The sequence below is a fragment of the Rhodoferax sp. genome, from assembly GCF_018063565.1.
Taxonomy (GTDB): domain Bacteria; phylum Pseudomonadota; class Gammaproteobacteria; order Burkholderiales; family Burkholderiaceae_C; genus Rhodoferax.
The window spans coordinates 1-18,622 of the sequence record NZ_JAGPBB010000032.1; the positions used below are offsets into that span (position 1 = coordinate 1).

At 59.2% G+C, this 18,622-nt stretch carries 20 protein-coding genes; 9 read left to right on the plus strand and 11 right to left on the minus strand.

The annotated features are described in order from the left end of the window. Positions 1-407: 407 nt before the first annotated feature. From KBF66_RS09375 to KBF66_RS09410, 8 genes are all read left to right on the plus strand, one after another. Positions 408-773 (plus strand): cupin domain-containing protein, encoded by a 366-nt coding sequence (locus tag KBF66_RS09375; protein WP_296655522.1) that lies wholly within the window; start codon positions 408-410, stop codon positions 771-773. Between the two features lie 103 nt (positions 774-876). Then, positions 877-1,281, plus strand: a complete 405-nt coding sequence (locus tag KBF66_RS09380; protein ID WP_296655525.1) for a DUF1801 domain-containing protein — start codon at positions 877-879, stop codon at positions 1,279-1,281. Positions 1,282-2,085: 804 nt separating this feature from the next. Further along, complete coding sequence (locus KBF66_RS09385; protein ID WP_296655529.1) at positions 2,086-2,517, plus strand: DUF1801 domain-containing protein; 432 nt, start codon at positions 2,086-2,088, stop codon at positions 2,515-2,517. Between the two features lie 205 nt (positions 2,518-2,722). After that, on the plus strand, positions 2,723-3,070 hold the full coding sequence (locus tag KBF66_RS09390) for a carboxymuconolactone decarboxylase family protein (protein ID WP_296655534.1): 348 nt from the start codon (positions 2,723-2,725) through the stop codon (positions 3,068-3,070). 153 nt (positions 3,071-3,223) lie between these two features. Continuing rightward, the gene (locus KBF66_RS09395) at positions 3,224-4,696 is read left to right on the plus strand and encodes an ATP-binding protein (RefSeq protein WP_296655535.1); all 1,473 of its coding nucleotides are present in this window, start codon (positions 3,224-3,226) and stop codon (positions 4,694-4,696) included. Next, a complete protein-coding gene (locus KBF66_RS09400; protein ID WP_296655537.1) occupies positions 4,693-5,322 on the plus strand; it encodes a response regulator in 630 nt (209 codons plus the stop codon). Before KBF66_RS09395 ends, KBF66_RS09400 begins: the two co-directional genes overlap by 4 nt. 118 nt (positions 5,323-5,440) lie before the next feature. Further along, entirely contained in the window at positions 5,441-5,929 is a 489-nt protein-coding gene (locus KBF66_RS09405; RefSeq protein WP_296655539.1) for a heme-binding protein, read from the plus strand. Between the two features lie 106 nt (positions 5,930-6,035). Beyond that, positions 6,036-6,701 carry an ankyrin repeat domain-containing protein gene (locus KBF66_RS09410; RefSeq protein WP_296655643.1) on the plus strand — a complete coding sequence of 222 codons (666 nt, stop codon included), beginning with the start codon at positions 6,036-6,038 and terminating at the stop codon, positions 6,699-6,701. Positions 6,702-6,717: 16 nt separating this feature from the next. On the opposite strand, the gene KBF66_RS09415 is transcribed toward KBF66_RS09410, so the two are convergent. Genes KBF66_RS09415 through KBF66_RS09425 form a run of 3 tightly spaced genes read right to left on the minus strand, consistent with a single transcriptional unit; the run spans position 6,718 to position 10,092 of the window. Continuing rightward, a complete protein-coding gene (locus tag KBF66_RS09415) occupies positions 6,718-8,328 on the minus strand; it encodes a diguanylate cyclase (protein ID WP_296655541.1) in 1,611 nt (536 codons plus the stop codon). After that, entirely contained in the window at positions 8,318-8,782 is a 465-nt protein-coding gene (locus KBF66_RS09420; RefSeq protein ID WP_296655544.1) for a hypothetical protein, read from the minus strand. The genes KBF66_RS09415 and KBF66_RS09420 overlap by 11 nt, the downstream gene beginning before the upstream one ends. Before the next feature lie 5 nt (positions 8,783-8,787). Continuing rightward, positions 8,788-10,092, minus strand: coding sequence for a hypothetical protein (locus tag KBF66_RS09425; RefSeq protein WP_296655546.1), 1,305 nt, complete (start codon positions 10,090-10,092; stop codon positions 8,788-8,790). A gap of 251 nt (positions 10,093-10,343) precedes the next feature. Here KBF66_RS09425 and KBF66_RS09430 point away from each other — a divergent pair, with 251 nt between their 5' ends. Continuing rightward, positions 10,344-12,044: a serine/threonine-protein kinase gene (locus tag KBF66_RS09430; protein ID WP_296655549.1), complete on the plus strand. Its 1,701-nt coding sequence runs from the start codon at positions 10,344-10,346 to the stop codon at positions 12,042-12,044. A 109-nt stretch (positions 12,045-12,153) separates the two neighbouring features. Here KBF66_RS09430 and soxB read toward each other — a convergent pair whose 3' ends face one another. From soxB to KBF66_RS09470, 8 genes are all read right to left on the minus strand, one after another. After that, positions 12,154-13,890, minus strand: coding sequence for a thiosulfohydrolase SoxB (soxB, locus tag KBF66_RS09435; RefSeq protein ID WP_296655551.1), 1,737 nt, complete (start codon positions 13,888-13,890; stop codon positions 12,154-12,156). Between the two features lie 68 nt (positions 13,891-13,958). Further along, positions 13,959-14,612: a sulfur oxidation c-type cytochrome SoxX gene (soxX, locus tag KBF66_RS09440; protein WP_296655555.1), complete on the minus strand. Its 654-nt coding sequence runs from the start codon at positions 14,610-14,612 to the stop codon at positions 13,959-13,961. Positions 14,613-14,630: 18 nt separating this feature from the next. Then, positions 14,631-15,431: a sulfur oxidation c-type cytochrome SoxA gene (gene soxA, locus KBF66_RS09445; protein WP_296655559.1), complete on the minus strand. Its 801-nt coding sequence runs from the start codon at positions 15,429-15,431 to the stop codon at positions 14,631-14,633. Positions 15,432-15,495: 64 nt separating this feature from the next. Beyond that, positions 15,496-15,807 carry a thiosulfate oxidation carrier complex protein SoxZ gene (gene soxZ, locus KBF66_RS09450; RefSeq protein ID WP_296655561.1) on the minus strand — a complete coding sequence of 104 codons (312 nt, stop codon included), beginning with the start codon at positions 15,805-15,807 and terminating at the stop codon, positions 15,496-15,498. A gap of 54 nt (positions 15,808-15,861) precedes the next feature. Next, positions 15,862-16,317: a thiosulfate oxidation carrier protein SoxY gene (soxY, locus tag KBF66_RS09455; protein WP_296655564.1), complete on the minus strand. Its 456-nt coding sequence runs from the start codon at positions 16,315-16,317 to the stop codon at positions 15,862-15,864. 71 nt (positions 16,318-16,388) lie between these two features. Beyond that, the gene (locus KBF66_RS09460) at positions 16,389-16,730 is read right to left on the minus strand and encodes a metalloregulator ArsR/SmtB family transcription factor (protein ID WP_296655565.1); all 342 of its coding nucleotides are present in this window, start codon (positions 16,728-16,730) and stop codon (positions 16,389-16,391) included. A gap of 79 nt (positions 16,731-16,809) precedes the next feature. After that, positions 16,810-17,139 (minus strand): hypothetical protein, encoded by a 330-nt coding sequence (locus KBF66_RS09465; RefSeq protein ID WP_296655569.1) that lies wholly within the window; start codon positions 17,137-17,139, stop codon positions 16,810-16,812. A 68-nt stretch (positions 17,140-17,207) separates the two neighbouring features. Further along, positions 17,208-18,545, minus strand: a complete 1,338-nt coding sequence (locus KBF66_RS09470) for a DUF5723 family protein (RefSeq protein WP_296655571.1) — start codon at positions 18,543-18,545, stop codon at positions 17,208-17,210. Positions 18,546-18,622: the final 77 nt, after the last annotated feature.

The window sequence follows — 18,622 nt, forward strand, 5'->3', positions numbered from 1 at the left end:
CTTTCTACGCAAGTCCCGCTTGGCGCCAGGGACCGCGCGAGTCGATCATTGCGTTGATTGAATCCGACGCCAATGCAGTTCTACAGTTGGGTGCCAACACCGTCGAAGGCTTGCGTGGCTGTGCCATGCCTGCGCAGCGGTGAAGCAAACTACCTCATGCCAAGCAAGAGCTGCTGGTAGAGCTATGTGGCCTTCGCTGACCCCTACTCGCACCGGCATGACACTTGGCCCGCGAGCCGGTGGTACCTATCATCGGCCTCGCGGGCCATGTGCCATCCCGGCGCTCGCGGCTCAGCTCAAACGCTTTGCCCCACACAACGACCATCACGGCAGGCCCAAAGCAGTGACCGAATCCGCAGGAGCGTGGCATGGAAGTCAAAATCAAACCTGACCCTAAACTCAATTAATTGGTTCGTAGCAATGCAATAGAGTGGCAACCACTCGATGAACCAGAAGTCAGCGGCGTCTACGTGAAGGTTCTGCGATTCGACACGTCGGCCCTCAGGGCACCAACGATTCTTCTGAAGTTCGACCCCGGCGCCACCTACCCTGGTCACACTCATCCCGGAGGCGAGGAGATCTTCGTTTTGGAGGGTGACATCCGGTTGGGCAAAGACCGTCTACATGCGGGCGACTATCTCTTCACCGCTCCCGGCAACATACATGCCGTGCAGTCGGACGCAGGCTGCGTGGTGTTGGTGAGCGTCCCTGAAGAAGTGGAGAAGCTTCACCGCAAGAGTTCCAGCGCCGGAATGGCTGCGAGTGGAGCCTAACATTTCGTTCCACGCGACCGCCTTCTGTGGCGCATGAACTCAGGCGTTAGGCAGCACAGCCGGCGCCATCCGTCGCTCGTCAGATCATCGGGAGCCAAAAGTCATGCCCTTCACCACGCACGAGGAGTACTTTGCCACGTGCAACCCAGAAGCGCGCGCCAAGCTCCTGCAGGTTCAGCGCGCGGTCGAAAGGCAAATCCCCGGAGCAGTCCAGTGCATCGGGTACAACATGCCGGCCTTCAGGCAGCAGCGAATCTTCCTGTACTTCGCAGGTTTCAAGAAGCACGTTGGCATCTATCCGCCTGTCACGGACGATGAAGAACTCATCTCTGAGACTGCCCGGTTTCGGGGACCCAAAGGAAACCTGTCGTTCCCGTACAGCGAGGAACTGCCGCTGGAACTCATCGGTCGGATTGCCAAAGCCCTTGCTGTCCAGTACTCAAGGCCGTCCACCAAGCCAACCAAAGCAAATGCCACACCTGCGCTCGCGCCTCAGTTCGAACGTTAAAACTGCATTCTTGAGTGCCCGGTATGGAGCACGGCATCTGACTGCTTCTAGCCCTATGGAGTCGTTAACAACCCAAGTCCCTGGGTCAGCAATCGCTGCGCAGTTGACAACTGCGGCGATCGCCAATGCTGCGTGGTCCAAGGCTGGCAACACTTGCCATGGTTGCGTGGAAATAAGGGACAGACCATGGTTTTCTGACATCGCCCTCACGGCCACGACGGCAGAACCGGTGTCTGTCGCCATTTCCCTCAACTCATTGGCCCATCGCCTTGTCCAGCATCTGAAAGCCCGGCAAAGCTCTGCGCGGATCCGAGAAGGGGTTTCAGCATCCAATTCGTCCCGCCAGCATCACCGTCGTCATGCCGTCGATCAGACGGTTGAGCGGGGGCCACAGCTCTAGGCTAACGCCAGATACCCGACGGAAGTTGAAGCGCTTGGGCAGGAGCATCAATCGGTGATTCGCGCATAGCCATCCTGGGCCTCGCGCGCCGTGGCTTGGACGGACTCCTCGTCAGGTTTGGCGATTGCCTACACCATTGGCATCGCACACATCGGGCCGCAACTGAAAAAGTGTGCAGGCAAATAGCCCTGCGCCCAATAGTGCGGCTTGATATGCCCGGGACAGACCACGGTTTGCCAATCCCTGATGGCCAGCGAACTGACATTGATGTCCAGGATGAGCGTCCGCAGATTCGCGATGGCGCGACTGATTTCGTCTGGCTTGGTCCGGCCAGGATCGGCTGTCAGCTACATTACCTCAGCCGTCACCATCCACTGGCGAGACCTTTTCTCAGGAGCTACCTCATGGCCGAGGCAAAGACCAAGCCCACTGCGGCAAACATTGACGAATACCTCGTGTCGCGCGCATCGCCAGAGCAACTTGCGGACTGCAAGACCCTGATGGCAATGCTCAAGCGCGTGACAAATGAGCAGCCCAGCATGTGGGGACCAAGCATCGTCGGTTACGGAAGCTATACCTACACGTACGAAAGCGGCCGCACCGGTGAGTCTTGTATCACCGGCTTTGCTGTGCGCGGCAGGGACTTAGTGGTCTACCTCGTCGCTGAATGCCCGGAGCAACAAGAACTTTTGGCCCGACTTGGCAAGCACAAGATCGGGAAGTCATGCCTGTACCTCAAACGTCTGGCCGAGGTAGACACCAAGGTACTGGAAGCCCTCATCTCATCATCAGTGTCGGAAGTGAAACGCCGCCATGCCACGTCCAGCGGTGCCTAACCTGGCGAAACGAAAATCGAATCTTTATGCTCAAACCGGTGGCTGTAGCGCCAACATTCATGTTCGCGGGCGCACAGACGCATGGCAGCCGCTGCTTCAAACTCATCGCTCGATGACCCGCTGCTGCAAGCGCCACAAATCCAGCCGACCGGGAAGCAGGCCGAGGTCTTCATCGATTTTTCCTTAACTTACCGGGAGCAATGCAATGGGCAACACACAAGAAAAACTCAATGAGATATCCAGTCTGATCAGCAAATTGAAGGCTGGCTATCCCGCCGAAACCAATGCATTTCTCGGCTTCATGCGCAAGGCGGAGGGTGGCAAGGCCTTGACCCTGCGTGAGAAAGAGCTGATCAATGTAGGGTTGTCCGTCGGCGCACAGTGCGAGTGGTGCATTGCCATTCATGTGCAGCATGCCATTGAGGCCGGTGCCAGTCGTGACGAGGTGATGGAAGCCGGCTTCATGGCGGTGGTGATGCACGGCGGGCCGGCCCTGATGTACATGACGCCGCTGCTGGAGGCTGTGGAAGAGTTTCTTCCCCAACAGCATTGACGTTGTCTGAGTTTCTGGCGCGGCCATGTCCGACTGGTGGGGGGGCAATGCGGGCATCGGACGGCTGGCGATCCAACACAAAACCATCCATCGTCCCGCCTCTTGCGGATGGGTGACGTGGCGCAGTAAACCCCTGTGCCAAAATGATTGGGCATGTTTGCGAACCTCAAACGCCTTCAGAACTGGCTGCTGACCTGGGTAGCACTTTCAATATTGACTGGTGTTTTTATTGCGCGCCAGGCATTGACGCGACAGCAGGATGTGTTTGACACCCATGCGCGCATCGTGCACCGGTTGCTGAGCCAGCGTGTGGTGCAACTCGACGCCATTTTGGCGACACTTGCGCTATTGCGCAGCGGCACCTCGGCCGACGGTTCCGAGCAACGCCTGCCGGCGCTGTATAGCCAGATTGCGGCCGCCGCGCGCCGTGGGCCAGACGAGGCATGGCCCACGGCGTCGCTCGCCAGCGCCGAACTGGAGTCACAAGGCTTGAAGCGCGCAGTGCTGACTGATATCGACCTGCAAAAAGGCACTTACCAGCTGGTGCTGGCCGCGCAGCCGGACAGCTATGCACTGACCATCAACATCCGCAATCTGGTGCCCTGGGCCGAATGGCCCATGGCACCAGAGACCAGCCCGGTCCAAGTGCGGTTGCAGTTGGCGCAGGCCAGCTACATCCTGCAGGCCGGGCGTCCGTTTGCGGCGGATGATCCGGGTTGGACTTTTGAAGCCCGTAAAGTACTGGCGGCCGACAGCCAGCCGTTTGAGGTGGTGTCGCAACTGCATCTGGCCTGGTCCACCTTGCCATGGATCTGGATGTTCTTGAGTGCGGCAGCGCTGGCCCTTGTTCTGTCGCGTGCCCATGGGCTGGTGCAACAGCGCGTGCAGCAGCAGCGTGATGCACAGCGGCAGCGCCTGGGCCAGCTCACCCGGCTCAATACGCTGGGCGAACTCGCCGCCGGCATGGCCCATGAAATCAACCAGCCTCTCACGGCGATTCTGGCCAACACCCAGGCCGCCAGCCGCATGCTGGATGATGTCGATCCGGACCTGCCTGGTGCGCGTAGCGCCATGCGCCTGGCGGTACAACAGGCACGCCGGGCGTCTGACGTAGTCGGCCGGCTGCGCCGCATCGTGGAACGCCCCGGCACGGGTGCGACGTCGCAACGCGTCAACCTGCATGGCGCATGCCGCCACGTGCTGTATCTGCTGGAGCCCGAGTTGCAACGCAGCGGATGCACCCACACCCTGAGTATGAACGGTGCACCCTTTGACGTATTGGCCGACCCTGTGGCACTGGAACAGATCATCCACAACCTGCTCACCAATGCCCTGCAAGCGATGGAACCATTGCCGCCCCAGAACCGATCGCTGACTCTGCTGCTGAGCTGCACCGAAACGCTGGGGCAACTGCAGGTGCAGGACAACGGGCCAGGCATACCGGCCGAGGCACTGTCAAAAGTGTTTGAGCCATTCTTTTCGACCCGCGAAGGCGGTTTGGGTTTGGGCCTGAGCCTGTGCGAAACCCTGGCCATGAACATGGGTGCAAGCCTGAGTGCGGCCAACCGGCCTTCGCAGGGGGCAGAGTTCACGCTGCAGATACCGCTGGCCCGCACCGCAGCATGACCACCCCGCTCTCTCCCCTGATTCATCTGATCGACGACGACGAGGCGGTGCGCTCGAGCCTGGCACTGCTGATTGGCACCGTGGGGCTTCGGGTGCAACCGTGGGCAGATCCCGAAGCATTTTTGCAGACGTTTGACCGGGACAGCATTGGGGCCATTTTGCTGGATGTGCGCATGCCAGGCATCAGCGGACTGACAGTGCTGGACAGGCTGGTGCAGCAAAAGGTTGACCAGCCCGTCATCCTGCTCACTGGCCACGGCACCATCGATATGTGCCGTCGCGCCTTCAAATCCGGTGCCACCGAGTTTCTTGAAAAACCGGTGGACGACGAACGTCTGCTTGAAGCGCTGCAGTCCGCCGTGCGCCAGCACGTGCAGTCACGCCAGCGCAACCAGGCCGACCGGCAAACGCGCCTGCGCTACGCACAACTGTCGCAGCGCGAGCGCGAGGTGCTTGGCATGATCGTGGCAGGCCTGACCAACAAGGAGATAGGTCGCGCACTCCAGGTGTCCCCACGCACCATAGAAACCCACCGCGCCAACCTGTTCGCCAAGCTGGAGATTGACGCGTTGGCGCAGTTGGTGCGCCAGTACGCCGCGCTGGCGGACGAAGACGCCGCAACCTGACTGCGTAGTTCTACGCAGGTTCGGGCGTAGCCGCACCGATAGGCAACAGGCGCCCAGTTTTTTACAGTGCTCACACGGTTGATTGAACCGTTTGATGACCAAAAATCTGGAGTAACCCATGCGAAAAATTCACCTTGCCGCCTTGATTCTTTCCACCGCCGCCACCAGCGCCAGCGCACAGGCTGTGCGTACCGAGCGCAATATGTCACTCGACCTGGCCAATCAGATTGCCGCCGCCACCGTGGCCACCTGCACCGCCAATGGTTATGCCGTCACGGCCACCGTGGTCGACCGCGCCGGCAGCGTGCGCGCGGTCCAGCGCGCAGACCTTGCTGGCCCACACACGCTGGGCGCGAGCCAGCAAAAGGCATTTACCGCTGCCTCGGCCAAAAACACCACGCTGGCCATGATGGAAGGGGCACAAAAAAACCCTGCGGCTGCCAATCTGGTTTACATCCCGGGCTTCCTGCTGGTGGGAGGGGGGGTGCCGGTCAAGGTTGGCAACGAAGTCATTGGTGCGGTGGGCGTGGGTGGTGCACCCGGCGGCCATCTGGACGAGCAGTGTGCCGTCGCGGCACTCGACAAAGTCAAAGAACTTTTGAAGTAAATCAGGCTATAGCCCAATATTTATGAAACAAGCATGCAATATTTTTCGTAGCAAAGATAGCAATAACACCATGACAAACTCACTTTCACGCCGGTTGTTGCGGGTCATGCAGATCACTTTTGGCGTGGGTGGTTTGATTGCCATTCAGTGGTGCCACGCGCAGGTGGAACCATCAACCAGCGAGATCGCCGCTTACCGCGGCTTGCACGCAGCCGCAGTGCGTGGCGATGTACGAACCATTGAAAGGCTGGTTGCCGCCAAAGCGGACCTGAATACACGAGATGCTCAAGGCCGCACGCCCTTGCATGTCGCCACCTTTGCCAGGCAGCGCGCTGCCGTGCATACACTGGTGCAGGCGGGTGCCGAGACCAGCGCGCTGGAAAATGATCGCTACGACGCTGTCACCATTGCCGCGGTGGCCGATGATGAAGAAACCCTGCGCATCCTGCTGAGTCTGGGTGCCAGCGCAAAGCTGGTAACCAGCCGTTATGACGGCACGGCACTGATTGCCGCCGCGCATCTGGGGCACGATGGCGTGGTGCGACAGCTCATTGCGGCAGGCGCTCCGCTGGACCATGTGAACAACCTGCACTGGACGGCCGCCATCGAATCCATCGTGCTCGGCAATGGTGGGCCCAGACACCAGGCAACTCTCAAGGCCTTGGTGGATGCGGGTGCTAACGTGCAACTCGCTGATCGCCATGGCAAGACGCCGCTGGTGCTGGCGCGCAGCTATGGTTATGCAGAAATGGTCAACGTACTGGAGAAATAGCAGAACCTTGATTGATTCATCGGTAGGCCATCGCGAACGCGTTCTTGCCACTGCGTTTGACTTCGTACATGGCCATATCGGCGTGATGGATCAGCGCCGAGGCGGTTTCGCCGTGCCGTGGATAACAGGCAATGCCCATGCTCAATCCGACCTGGACGGATTCACCGCCACCGAGCTGAATCACCTCTGATAGATGTGCCAGCAATCCCAGCGCGGTATCGCACAGGTGTTGGCTGTCTTCGTCGGCATCGCGCAGGGCCACAATAAACTCGTCTCCGCCTACCCGGGATGCAAGGTCTGACCCGCGCCGCACCAGCTTGCGGATGCGCCGCGCCACCTCAACCAATACCTCGTCACCCGCGGCATGGCCATAACCATCATTGATGGCCTTAAAACCATCCAGATCGAGGTGAATGACACACAGCCCGCTGGCTTGCGTGCGCGCTGCGTCCAGCATTTGTGCCAGGGTGACATCGCAGCCACGGCGGTTGCTCAAGCCGGTCAGCGGGTCGTGCAAAGACCTGTGGCTGGCTTCAAGTTCGGCTTGCTTTCGATCGGTGATGTCGTAAATCACCCCTTCAATGGCCCCCGACCTCTCGCCCGGCTGGTCTTGAGTTTCAGCCCGTGCCGTGACCAGGCAATGCACCCACTTTGACGGACCATCGATACCGCGCAATTCGAGATCCACAGACTCTGTGCCGCCGTGAAATGCGGCTCTGCTGACCATCTCATGGAACGCATCGGGCTGGGCGAATGTGGTGTCGACAAACGTTTCGTTTGGATCCGCGCCTTGGCCATAGTCATCCCAACCCGTCAAGAAACGTGCCCTGGCATTGCAATGGATCAGTTGCATGCGGGGTGTCATGACAAAAATACCGGCACTGCTGGCAGAAAATATGGCCTCGTATTCGGCACCTAATTGGGCAATTTCCGCCCGCAGGTCACGCTCGCGTTGCAACGCCAGTTCCTGCGACGTCAACAGTTCATTGGCGCTGCGGATCAGGGCGCCCAGTTCGTCGTGCTGGTGAAATGCCGGCACATCGAGCCGTTGACCGGTTCCCGGGACGATGGCGCGCATGGAGCCGGCAAGTTCAACGATGGGTCTGGACACCAGACGTGTCGCCACCCCATAGAGCAAAAGCGCCACCAACAGAGCTTGCGAGAGCATGGCCCACGCCAGCACCCATGCATCCGAGCGGGCTGCACTGCGAAGCACAGCCATGTTGGCGGCGATCCGTATCAAACCAGTGGTTTCCGCCGCGTCGAAAGGGGACTTCAGCTTGCGCTCAACCCAAATACCGCCATCTTCCAGGGGAACGTCGGTTTTGTTGCCTCGGGCCACAACCCACGGCGTTTCGTTGGCACGCTTGACCTCCACAAAGCCCGCCAGCGGATTCAGTGACAGACCATCGACCACCTCCTGCAGCAAAATGGCATCGTCGGCATAGGCTCCGATGCTGGCTGTCCTTTCCACCGCCACGAGTAAACCATTCAGCGTGTCCTCGCCCTGACTCAGTGCACGGTTAAAGGCACCCAGGTAAGCCAGCAACGCACCGCCGCTGGCAAGCAGGCCAGCGACCACCAGCAGGGCGATCAACAAACCATCCTGAAGCCGTTTAAGGTGCATTGCCCTGTTTGGTGTCTGTCGCTGACTTCAAAACCATGACTGTTTTTAGTCCGGATGCCGGCGCTGGCGGGCTTGAAGCGTAGCCCAACGCAGACGGTGTACGTTTGAGGTAACTTGCCATATGGGTTTCGTCGGCGAAGGTCATGGGAGGCGTTGACTGCCCGGAGAACAATAGCCTGGCCCAATAGCTGTTCACCTGCGCAGCGGTCATGCCAGTCAATTGAACATAAAAAAGCTCTCTCAAGGGATGGCTGCGTGGCAGATCTGTGGCCTGAACCTGCCCGCCGCCCGCCAGCACCCGCCGCCGCCCCATGTAAAGTGACTGCACCTCTTTGATGTCAACCGTCTGCAAGGGCGCTTCTGCTGATGCGATCACAAACACGTCGGCGCGGCAGGTTCCCAACGCAAGCAGGCAGGTCAGAACACCCAGGCAGGTTTGGGAAGTGCTGGACATGCTGCTCAGAAGGTGAAATCAAACACCATTGACGCGACATTGGCGGTACCGCCACTGCGCTGACCACCCCAAAGCACAACACCGTTTTCCCGCACTTTGACGCGATCCCACTGCAGCTTGAGGGCGAGACTCGGGTCAATGTCCCAACGCAGGCCAATAGTCAGGGTACTTTGGTCGACCCGGGTGCCGTTCAGTTGCTCGGCTGCGATTTGACCCAGCACTTGTGCTTTGGCCACAACATCCGCCCCGAGGACGGGGGCCAACGGGGCAAGCTCGGCGCCCCAGGTGGCAGCCGAGTAAGGTGGCGAAAGCGACCGGCTTCGGCTCAATCCGGCAAATGGGGTCAAAGCGCCGAATCGATGACCGGCCAAAACGTAGATGCCGGTACCGGACACGGTGGGCGCGTTGTGCATCAGAATCCGCATCCACTCGGCGTTGATCACCCAGTTGTTTCTGTCGTAGGCCAAACCCAATGCGGTGTAGCGCGCGCGGATGTTCTCAAGGCTTAACGCCGTCGACATGGCGGCGGCTTGGCTGGCGACAGTCGGCACCGGCAAAAGTGCCACCGCATTCAGGCCTTGTCTCAGTGGTTGAGCAAGTGAATTCTTTTCGATACTCCAATCGGCCACGGTCAAGGTGCCACGCAGGGTCAAGCCATCCCGCTCCCGGCTCAACACCAGGCCCCGGACATCATTGAATTGGCTTCGTCCGAAAAAAGCGTCATATTTGGCGGACCCGGCAGTGCCTTTGATGCGCCAAGCGGTGTCGCCCACCACCCAGGCCTGGCTGAAGTCGAAGCCATCGAGGCTGCTCAGCGACATCGGTGCGTAAAAATCCACGTTCGGTCGAGCCGAAAGATAGCCAAAACCCACATTGCGGTAATCGGACAGCAGGAACAAATCCATACTGACGCGGCCAAGCCGCAGCGTGGTGTCGGCTGTCGGACGATAGGCCAGAAACGCCCATTCCAGATTGTCCGCCGATCGAGCCAGGGGTGAGCGATCTCGTGCCACCACCTGCCCCACCGCCTCGAATGACTCACTTAGTTTCCAGTTGAGCTGTGCACCCAAGCGGGAATCTGCCTTGAACTGGGTTCCGGGTGTTCCAGGCAACTGGGAAACGTCGCGTGCAAACGAACCGCCAAAATCGGTTCGCGAATGAACTCCGCCCAATGTGCCGAAACCCGAGAACAAAAAATTGACTGGCTCGGACTCCGTGGTTTCACTTCGAACGTCACCTCCCCAGACCATCAGACATGCGACTGCCAGGGCCGAAAGCACGTTCACATAGCATCGGGACGATGTTTTCATGGGGTTCAAAGCGTCAATGCATCCTGTTGCAATGGTAACGCCTTCCCCAGATAAGGGAATGGTTTGCCTTGCCAGCTATATGCCGAAGCCAGATCCAGCTAATGAACCTGATATCAGCGTCACCCCGATGCAAGCCACAGTCCCCGCGCCCACGTGAGTCGTGATTGGGCAAACGCCGTGGTGCGTACCCGCTATTAGAATGCGTGCTCGGCGGCAACGTCGATGTGCCACTGCGGAGGATGCACAAACCCATGCCAGAGTCTTTAACACCATCACAGATTGGCCCAGCAGGCACCAGTGTCTCCACGGCATTTGGCGCTTTGGAGCCAGGTGCATCAACGGACGACGTGCTGACCCTGCCGGTGGGTACGCGCATTGCCGAGTTCGTTGTCACCGGTTTGATCGGGATTGGCGGCTTTGGCATTGTTTACCGGGCACATGATGAGTCGTTGGGGCGGGTAGTGGCGCTCAAGGAGTACATGCCCTCCTCATTGGCATACCGTCGGGATGGGCACACGGTGTCGGTCAAGTCGAGCCGCCACGCCGACACCTTTCAGGCGGGTTTGAAGAGTTTTGTGAACGAGGCGCGCATGTTGGCCTTGTTTGACCATCCGTCGCTGGTCAAGGTCTACCGGTTCTGGGAAGCCAATGGCACTGCCTACATGGTCATGCCCTTGTATGAGGGTCAGACGCTGAAAAAAGCCATGGCCGAGATGGCCGGGCCGCCACCCGAGGCTTTGTTGCGGCAAATGCTGGCACCCTTGCTTGATGCGCTGGAGATCATTCACGCCAAGAACTGCTTTCACCGCGACATCGCACCCGACAACATCTTCCTGATCAACACCAGCCAGCCAGTGCTGCTTGATTTTGGGGCGGCCAGACAGGTGATCGGAGACATGGCCAATAACCTGACGGTGATCCTCAAGCCGGGTTACGCCCCAATTGAACAATACGCCGCCGACCCCAATCTGCCCCAGGGTGCCTGGACCGACATCTATGCCCTTGGTGCCGTGCTCTACCACGCCATCACCGGCCGTCCGCCCGCAGTGGCTGTAGGCCGGCTGGTGAAAGACAGTTATCAGCCACTGGCCTCCAGTGTGCATGGCGTCTACAGCCAACAATTGTTGTGTGCGGTGGATCGGGCACTGGCTGTGCGGCAGACTGACCGACCACAGACGGTTGCCGAATTCAGGCAATTGCTGGGCGAGTCAACCGCCGAGCCGACAGCCAGCCAGAACAGGCCAGCTACTCCCATGGCGCCAACAGTCGCCGCAAAGCCAGGCTCGTCTGCTGCGGCACAGTGGGTGGTGATCGGTGGTGCGTTGGCGGTGTTACTGGGTTTGGGTGGCTACTTTTTCGTGGCCGCAGGCAAGGCACCAGCCGAACCCATCGCCGCCCCCGCAGTGGTGGGCGCAACGCCACCTGTCACCGCCAGACCACCGCAGCTTCAAGCGCCACCTGCGCCGATCACTGTCTCGGCATCGGTTGCCGTTGCGGCAGCGGCTTCGGCTGTTGCACCCGTGGCGGTTTTGGCGGCACCTGCCGTGCAGCCAGCCAGCACAGCGTCCGCCACTTCAACACTGCCCAAGGTCAGGGCCACTCCTGCTGTAGCAGCCAGCACAGCCACGGCGACATCGGCAGCCGCGAAGCCAAAGCCCCCGCCGGCGGTGGCATCCAAAGTGCCAGAAGGTGAATTCAGCACCCGGCCGTTGGCCACAGTGACACCGGTTGAACGCACATCCGAGACCACCGCCGCCCTCAAACCAGAGGCCGGCAAGCCCGACTGGTTGACCGAGTTACGCAAACGCCTGGCATCCTGCGAGGAAAAGAATATTCTTGAACGCGTGTTTTGCATCGAGCGCGCGCGCCGGAAACTCTGCGAGCCAGATCACTGGGGCAAAGTGGACGAGTGCAGGGTATCGAACACCCCGGTCAATGAAGGGCGCTGGTGATGTCGAACACTCCCGTACGCACTTGCAAAACCCGGCGGGTTTGTGCCCGGCCTGTGCGGCAGAGACACGGTTTTCAAGCGGCGGACCACCCGCCACGTCTGCGCCAAACTTAAACCTGTGCGTAACCCGGGTTAGGCAAAGCGCCGATGATCTTGGGCGCATTGAGCTTGCGCGCCGAGACCTTGCCACCGCGCGCGGCCAGCCAGGTTTCCACCACCTCCCACACCTGTTTGTTACCCTGACTTCTGGCCTCTTCTGACACTGGTGCCCACCCGGCCACCTTGTATTTTTTGTCAGCCTCGATCAGTTTGCCGCCCAGCCGCATGTCGCTGATGCGACTGCCCATCGCCGCCGTTGGGTCGCAGGCATAACTCATCCCGCCCACACGCACCATGTCGCCGCCTTGCTGGTAATAGGGGTCCGGGTTAAACAGGTTGTCACCCACGTCCTCCAGCACAGTCTTGATGGTGCTCCCCGTCATCTCGGTCAAAGTGGCGTAAGAGTAGGTGGTGGCGGTCATGTCCAGTAACCATTCACGGGTGATGGCTTGGCCCGGCAGCAGGGTGGTACCCCAACGAAAACCGGGTGAAAACGCCAGATCAGCGCCTTGAACTTCCATGAGTGCATCCACCAGCAACTGGTCGCCGGTGCCGTTAAAGTTGCCACGGCGGTACAGCGTGCCTTCGGTGACGGCGAGTTGCTGATTCAGTTTGGCCTCGTAGGGTGCACGAATCTTAGTAATCAGTGCGTCCATCGTCGCGTCGGCGGGCAACATGTTGGAAAACACCGGAAGCAGCTTGTAGCGGAAGTCGGTGACCTTTTTGTCTTTGACCGCAAAGTCAAGCACCGCCAAAAACTTGCCGTTAGAACCGGCATTGGTGACGATGGTTTTGCCACCCTTGTTGCTGACAATGCTGGCCACGGGCATGCCGTCATGCGTGTGGCCGCCCATGATGGCGTCAATGCCGGTGACGCGGCTGGCCATTTTCAGGTCCACATCCATGCCGTTGTGGCTGATCACCACCACCACCTGCGCGCCTTTGCCACGGGCCTCGTCGACCATGGCTTGCATGTTTTCGTCCTGAATGCCAAAAGCCCAGTCGGCCACCATGTAGCGCGGGTTGGCAATCGGGGTGTAGGGGAAGGCCTGGCCGATGATGGCACAGGGCACGCCGTTGATCTCGCGGATCACATAGGGTTTGAACACCGGATCGCCAAAGTCGTTGGTCTTGACGTTTTGCGCCACAAAGTCGACCTTGCCGGCAAAGTCTTTCTCGACGATTTCTTTCACACGCTCCATGCCCAGCGTGAACTCCCAGTGGCCGGTCATCACGTCCACCCCCAGCAGCTTGCAGGCATCGACCATGTCCTGGCCATTGGTCCACAACGCCGTGCCCGAGCCCTGCCAGGTGTCCCCCCCATCCAGCAGCAGCGCGCCCGGGCGGCTGGCTTTCATGCGTTTGACCAGCGTGGCCAGATGGGCAAAACCACCGACCTTGCCGTAGCGCTTGGCCGCCTGTTCATAGTCCAGGTAAGTCAAGGCGTGGGCTTGTGCCGTACCGGGTCGCACATTGGCGACTTTCAGCAAATGCTCGCCCACCAGGTGCGGCAGGTTGCCGTTCATGCTGCCCAGCCCCAGGTTGATACTGGGCTCGCGGAAGTAAATGGGTTTGAGCTGGGCGTGGCAGTCGGTCATGTGCAAGAACGACACGTTGCCGAATGGGGCAATGTCGTACAAGCCCTCCGACGCGGTGGCGGTGTCGAGCTGCGCACACGCGCTCAGCCCCATGCCTGCCATGGTGCCGGCGCCGAGCACTTGCATAAATTCACGTTTGGTCAAATTCATCGCGCAAAACCTGTCAGTTAAAAAATGAAAAAGCCCGGGCAGGCCGGGCCATCGTTAAACGCTGTCGCCTACTTGTTGACCGGTGAATCCGGTGACAGCAGCAAAGCCATCAGGTCCCTGGCCTGTGCCTCGGTGATGATGCCCTTGTGAATGGCCCGCGGCATGACCGAGCAGGCGTTGTAAGCGCGCGAGTTGTAGATCTTGCCCCAGGTGTACTCGATCACCGCTTTGGCCGCCGGGCCGGTTGGGTCGGCGGTGACGCCGCGAGTCTTTCCATAACCGGTCAGGCTGGGGCCGATCGTGCCAAAGGAGATTTCCTTGGGGTCCAACTGGTGGCAGTTGTAGCAATTGCCACCGTTGGGCGTCTTGGCGTCGTCGGTGAAGGTTTGACCGCGCCCGCTCTGTGCCAGAGCCTCGCCCTTTTTCCAGTCGCCCATGTAGTTGCCATCAGCTGGCCACTTGATGGTTTTCAGCTGAGTGTTCTGCAAGGCGGTTGCGGTGTCATGGTCCAGCGGCTTGCCAGCCACTTCGGCAGCGCTACAGGCGGTGTTGAGGTCGTCGGGATTCAGCACCGAGACCTTCACAATACCTTCGTCACGAAACGAGCTCTTAACGGCATCCGCGGCAAGTTTGTCCAGGTCGGCCGAACTGGGCGCACTGGCGCAGCCGGCCAGTGCGGCGGCAGCGATCAGGGACAAGGCGATGAGGTGTTGCTTTTTCATGCGTATTCTCCTGATGTTTTAGCGCTTGAGGGCGGGGGCAATGGACTTGGAACCAGTGCTGTTGACGCCCAGATAGGTACCCAATGCCACTGTGGCGTCGCTGGCAAAACCCGGATAGGGAAAGCGCTGTTGGCGATAACAGTCGTTCAGCCGTTGTTGCATGCCCCACATCTGGCCGTTGGAGACCCGGTAAGCGGGCCAGGCCGCAAAGCCAATGCCGTCGCCCGGGTTTTTGGTCAGGTTGGGCAAGTCTTGCAGACGGATGCGCCAGTTGTCACCACCGTGGCACGAGGCACACGAGAAGTCATGCGGGCCACCGCGCTGGAAAAACAGACGTTTGCCCACCTCATAGGAGATTTTTTCTTGCGGGTGCGCTTGCGGCAGGTTGAACTTCATGTCGCGCGACTCGGCCGCAATCCAGGTGGCCAGCGCGGTCATGTTGTTTTGCTCGCCTTTGCCGAAGCCGGTTTTGGCAATCTCGGCGGCATTGAGGCCCTGCAGGGTTTCCATACAGGTGAGCAGGCGCGACTCCAGGTCTTGCACCCGGTTGGTGTCGGCAAAGTAACGCGGCAGCGTCACAAACGCACCTTTGACCACGCCCGGGCCTTGGCCCAGATCGCATTTTTCGAGCGAGGCGTTTTTCGGGCCGCGGGCCTTTTTCCACAGGTCTTCACCTTTGGCTTCAAACAGCTCGGCCGGGTTGCCGTCGGCCAGCATGGCGCGGTATTCTTCAATCGACTGCACCGCCGCCGACTTCTGAGCAAAGGCAGCGGGCACCAACGCACCCGTCAGCGCCGCTAAGGCAAGCATTTTTTTCATCTGTTTTGTCTCCTCGTGGGTTGCGCAAATAGGTTGGCGCGTCTGCTTGGGGAAAGGCGCCTTATCAGGCAACGACCGCTTCGTCGGTACGCGTGTCGCCCTTGTTGTCCTTCCAGGTCACGGCAATCTTGTCGCCAGCCTTGGCTCCTTTGACCTCAAACTGAAGGAACGGGTTCTTGGAAACGCCTGAGCCCCACTCGGCCGTCAGCACCGGGGTGCCGTTGAGGGTGGCGGTGACATCGGTGATGTGCCAGGCGGGAATCAGTTTGCCAGCCGAATCTTTGCGTTGACCGGACTCCATCTCGTGGCTCATCAAAACACGGACGGTTGCGATACCGTCTTTCACTTGGGCGCGGATGCGCATCGGATCTGCCATTTTTATCTCCTGAATTCAATAGGTGAGTTTTGTGAAAAAGATCGGGTTGGCAACTTAGCCGCCGCATCCGCCCAAGGTGACCTTGACTTCCTTCTTGGCAAACAGCGCTTTGCCGTCGTTGGTGATGGCCACCGCGTACACATCGGACGATTGACCCATCTTGGCCCGGGTGGCAAAGTTGGCTTGTACCGCTGGCGTCACGTTGAACGCTGCAATCAGCACGGAGGGATTTTTTTCCACCAGAATCAGCAACTGCTTGACGCCTGCGAGCTTGGTGCTGGCAGTCAAGGGCACGACTGCACCGTTCTCAGCGATGTCGGGGCCGCCAATGGTGACGTCTTTGCTCTCGGTGGGCGCACCGGCACCCAAGGCCTTGAGGGCATCCGCCAGGTTCTTGGCTTCAAAAGCGCTCTTGTTGAAAGCCCGAGCGTATTGCGGAAACAGTCCGGTTGTGGCCAGCAGGCCGGCCACCATGGCGCTGTGTTTGAGTGTCTCACGACGATTCTGCATAGGAGTCTCCTTTGGGTTAAGTTCTAGCGAAAAATTGACCTTGCTCTCTTCTTTTGACCCGGTGACCACGCTCAGATTTTCAAAAATCTGCTGTGCACGGCTTTACCTTCCGGATCAACCTGAAAACACACCGCCTTGCATACCGTTGCCGCCATGTCGTCAGCGATTCGATAGAAAACGTTTTGTCCACTGCGCCGCTTCGCCAGCACCCCAGACTGGTACAACACGTTGAGGTGCCGCGACATGCTGGGCTGCGAAAGGTCGACCTGCGTCAGCAGTGTCGTCACGTTTTGCTCACCTGCAAAAAGCACGGTGATGATGTGCAAGCGTGCCGGCGTCGACAACACACCGAACAACTCTGCAGCTCGCTCAAGCGCAAACCCGGACACCGCTGGCAGTTGCTGATCAGTCATTCATCTATCTGTATATTCAATAGTGCGAATATACAGATTGAGAATTGTCAAACCATTGGTGTTTTCACTATCGGTATTACTACTTAGACAAGCGATAGTGGTCCCGGTTAAGCACTGCGGCGACCGAATTTACCTCTTCAGGAAATAGGCCGAGATTCAACTCGGTGTTGCATTGCTCCACCATGCCGCGCAAGGCGGGCAATGAATTGATTCGCCCAGTCGGGCGGTAGATGGCGCTGCCATCGCCACCCGCTTTCTTTTGATGACAAGCACTGCACTGGTGCTCTGCGATCAGTTTCCCGCCCAAGACCAGATCAGCCCCCTGGTAAAGTCGGGGCACTTCCTGCGCATGCACTGCAAAGCCAAGGAGCCCCAAGCCCAATGAGAGAGCTAGTTTTATGCTATTCATTTCTCTTTAGAAACAAAAAAGGACTTGGAGGCCCGCTCGGCCATCCAAGTCCGTTTCAGGTTTCTGATTTAGAAGCTGTGGCTGTACATGAACTGCCAGTTGGTTTGGGAATGGGAGATTTCCGGCCCGGCCCCGCTGGTAACCGTCACTTTGGGAGCAAACGTCACGGCTGCATTGATTTCACCCTTATCTGACACTTTGTAACCCATGCCCAGGGTGACATGGTTCTTGACCGTGGCAGGGAACAAAGGATTGACATAGGCGTCCGGCACCGGGTTGTCTGCCAAATTCAAGCCCGCACGCAAGGTCAACTGCTGATTGGCCTTCCAGGCCAGGCCAAGGTTCAAGACGGTCTGATCTTCCCAGTTCTGAGGCATGGCGAAACTGACCGAGCCGCCCATCATGGCGCTGTCATAACGCATCTTGAAGCTCTTCATCACACTGTTCCAGCCAATGCGCTTGATGTCAGCCGCCACCTGCAGGGAAGGGCTGGCCTGCCATGCGGCACCAAAGGCCAACACAGCGGGCATCTGAAAGTCAACCACGGTGATCTTGCCTTTGTCCAGGAACCCGCCAATGGCCGTCATGCTGGCTTCTGCCTCCGCCGTTGTCATGTCGTCAAGCGATGACTTGAGCAGATAGGACGCACCCAGCACCAGGTTCGGATTGACACGATAGGTCGCCCCCAACGAGGCTCCAAAGCCGGTGGATTTGGCAGCGCCCGAGAAATCGCTGCTGTCCGAAAAGTTGATCCGTGCCCAGGGTGCTCCTCCAAGCGGCCCCAGAGCCATGGCCAGATTGCCGCTTGCACCGGTCACCATACCTGCCAGCGTTGCACCCGGTGCCGCCATCTTCATGTCAAGCGAAGACCACATGAATTTGAATGTTGCACCCACCGTCAAATTGGGGTTAACCTGGTAGGCAAACGGGAAAATCACGTTCCCGACACCCAGCTCAGAGCGAACATCCTCTCCAGAGCCCAGCGCCATGAATGAGTCGGCGGCATATTCAGTGCCCATGCCACCCTGAGCGAACATTCCGATGCCATAGGTCAAAGCACCATTGCGCCGGGCATAACCAAACGCAGGCATGATGTAGGACGTACCGCCCGAATCTGCGCTCATGCCAAAAGCGGGGATGCTGCTTTTCACATTAGGCCCCAGAATGCCCAATGCCACATCCAGACGCGCCGTACCGTCAGCCATCATGCCCAACGTTGCCGGGTTTTGCGCCATGGCCGCGTTACCTTGATCAACCGCTTGCGAAGCGCCACCCATCCCCGTCGCGATGGGGCCATAACCCTCCATATACATGCCATTGGTGGCCAATGCACTGGTTGCCACACCTGCCAAAGCAGCCACCGCTGCTAGATGGCAGGCGGTTTTGGTCATACTGATTTTGCTCACAAACGTTCTCCAAGTTGAAATTTGCCGTCTATCAAAAATCGTCGCGGGGTGGCCATCCATCCTTTGGCGGATGAACA

What these genes read in the sequence shown, in the direction of transcription:
- KBF66_RS09385 (WP_296655529.1), top strand. Translation starts at nt 2,086, where the DNA reads ATGGCCGAGGCAAAGACCAAGCCCACTGCGGCAAACATTGACGAATAC.
- soxX (WP_296655555.1), bottom strand. Translation starts at nt 14,612, where the DNA reads ATGAAAAAGCAACACCTCATCGCCTTGTCCCTGATCGCTGCCGCCGCA.
- KBF66_RS09410 (WP_296655643.1), top strand. Translation starts at nt 6,036, where the DNA reads ATGCAGATCACTTTTGGCGTGGGTGGTTTGATTGCCATTCAGTGGTGC.
- KBF66_RS09400 (WP_296655537.1), top strand. Translation starts at nt 4,693, where the DNA reads ATGACCACCCCGCTCTCTCCCCTGATTCATCTGATCGACGACGACGAG.
- KBF66_RS09380 (WP_296655525.1), top strand. Translation starts at nt 877, where the DNA reads ATGCCCTTCACCACGCACGAGGAGTACTTTGCCACGTGCAACCCAGAA.
- soxZ (WP_296655561.1), bottom strand. Translation starts at nt 15,807, where the DNA reads ATGGCAGATCCGATGCGCATCCGCGCCCAAGTGAAAGACGGTATCGCA.
- KBF66_RS09430 (WP_296655549.1), top strand. Translation starts at nt 10,344, where the DNA reads ATGCCAGAGTCTTTAACACCATCACAGATTGGCCCAGCAGGCACCAGT.
- soxB (WP_296655551.1), bottom strand. Translation starts at nt 13,890, where the DNA reads ATGAATTTGACCAAACGTGAATTTATGCAAGTGCTCGGCGCCGGCACC.
- KBF66_RS09405 (WP_296655539.1), top strand. Translation starts at nt 5,441, where the DNA reads ATGCGAAAAATTCACCTTGCCGCCTTGATTCTTTCCACCGCCGCCACC.
- KBF66_RS09460 (WP_296655565.1), bottom strand. Translation starts at nt 16,730, where the DNA reads ATGACTGATCAGCAACTGCCAGCGGTGTCCGGGTTTGCGCTTGAGCGA.
- KBF66_RS09425 (WP_296655546.1), bottom strand. Translation starts at nt 10,092, where the DNA reads ATGAAAACATCGTCCCGATGCTATGTGAACGTGCTTTCGGCCCTGGCA.
- KBF66_RS09420 (WP_296655544.1), bottom strand. Translation starts at nt 8,782, where the DNA reads ATGTCCAGCACTTCCCAAACCTGCCTGGGTGTTCTGACCTGCCTGCTT.
- KBF66_RS09395 (WP_296655535.1), top strand. Translation starts at nt 3,224, where the DNA reads ATGTTTGCGAACCTCAAACGCCTTCAGAACTGGCTGCTGACCTGGGTA.
- KBF66_RS09415 (WP_296655541.1), bottom strand. Translation starts at nt 8,328, where the DNA reads ATGCACCTTAAACGGCTTCAGGATGGTTTGTTGATCGCCCTGCTGGTG.
- KBF66_RS09465 (WP_296655569.1), bottom strand. Translation starts at nt 17,139, where the DNA reads ATGAATAGCATAAAACTAGCTCTCTCATTGGGCTTGGGGCTCCTTGGC.
- KBF66_RS09390 (WP_296655534.1), top strand. Translation starts at nt 2,723, where the DNA reads ATGGGCAACACACAAGAAAAACTCAATGAGATATCCAGTCTGATCAGC.
- soxY (WP_296655564.1), bottom strand. Translation starts at nt 16,317, where the DNA reads ATGCAGAATCGTCGTGAGACACTCAAACACAGCGCCATGGTGGCCGGC.
- soxA (WP_296655559.1), bottom strand. Translation starts at nt 15,431, where the DNA reads ATGAAAAAAATGCTTGCCTTAGCGGCGCTGACGGGTGCGTTGGTGCCC.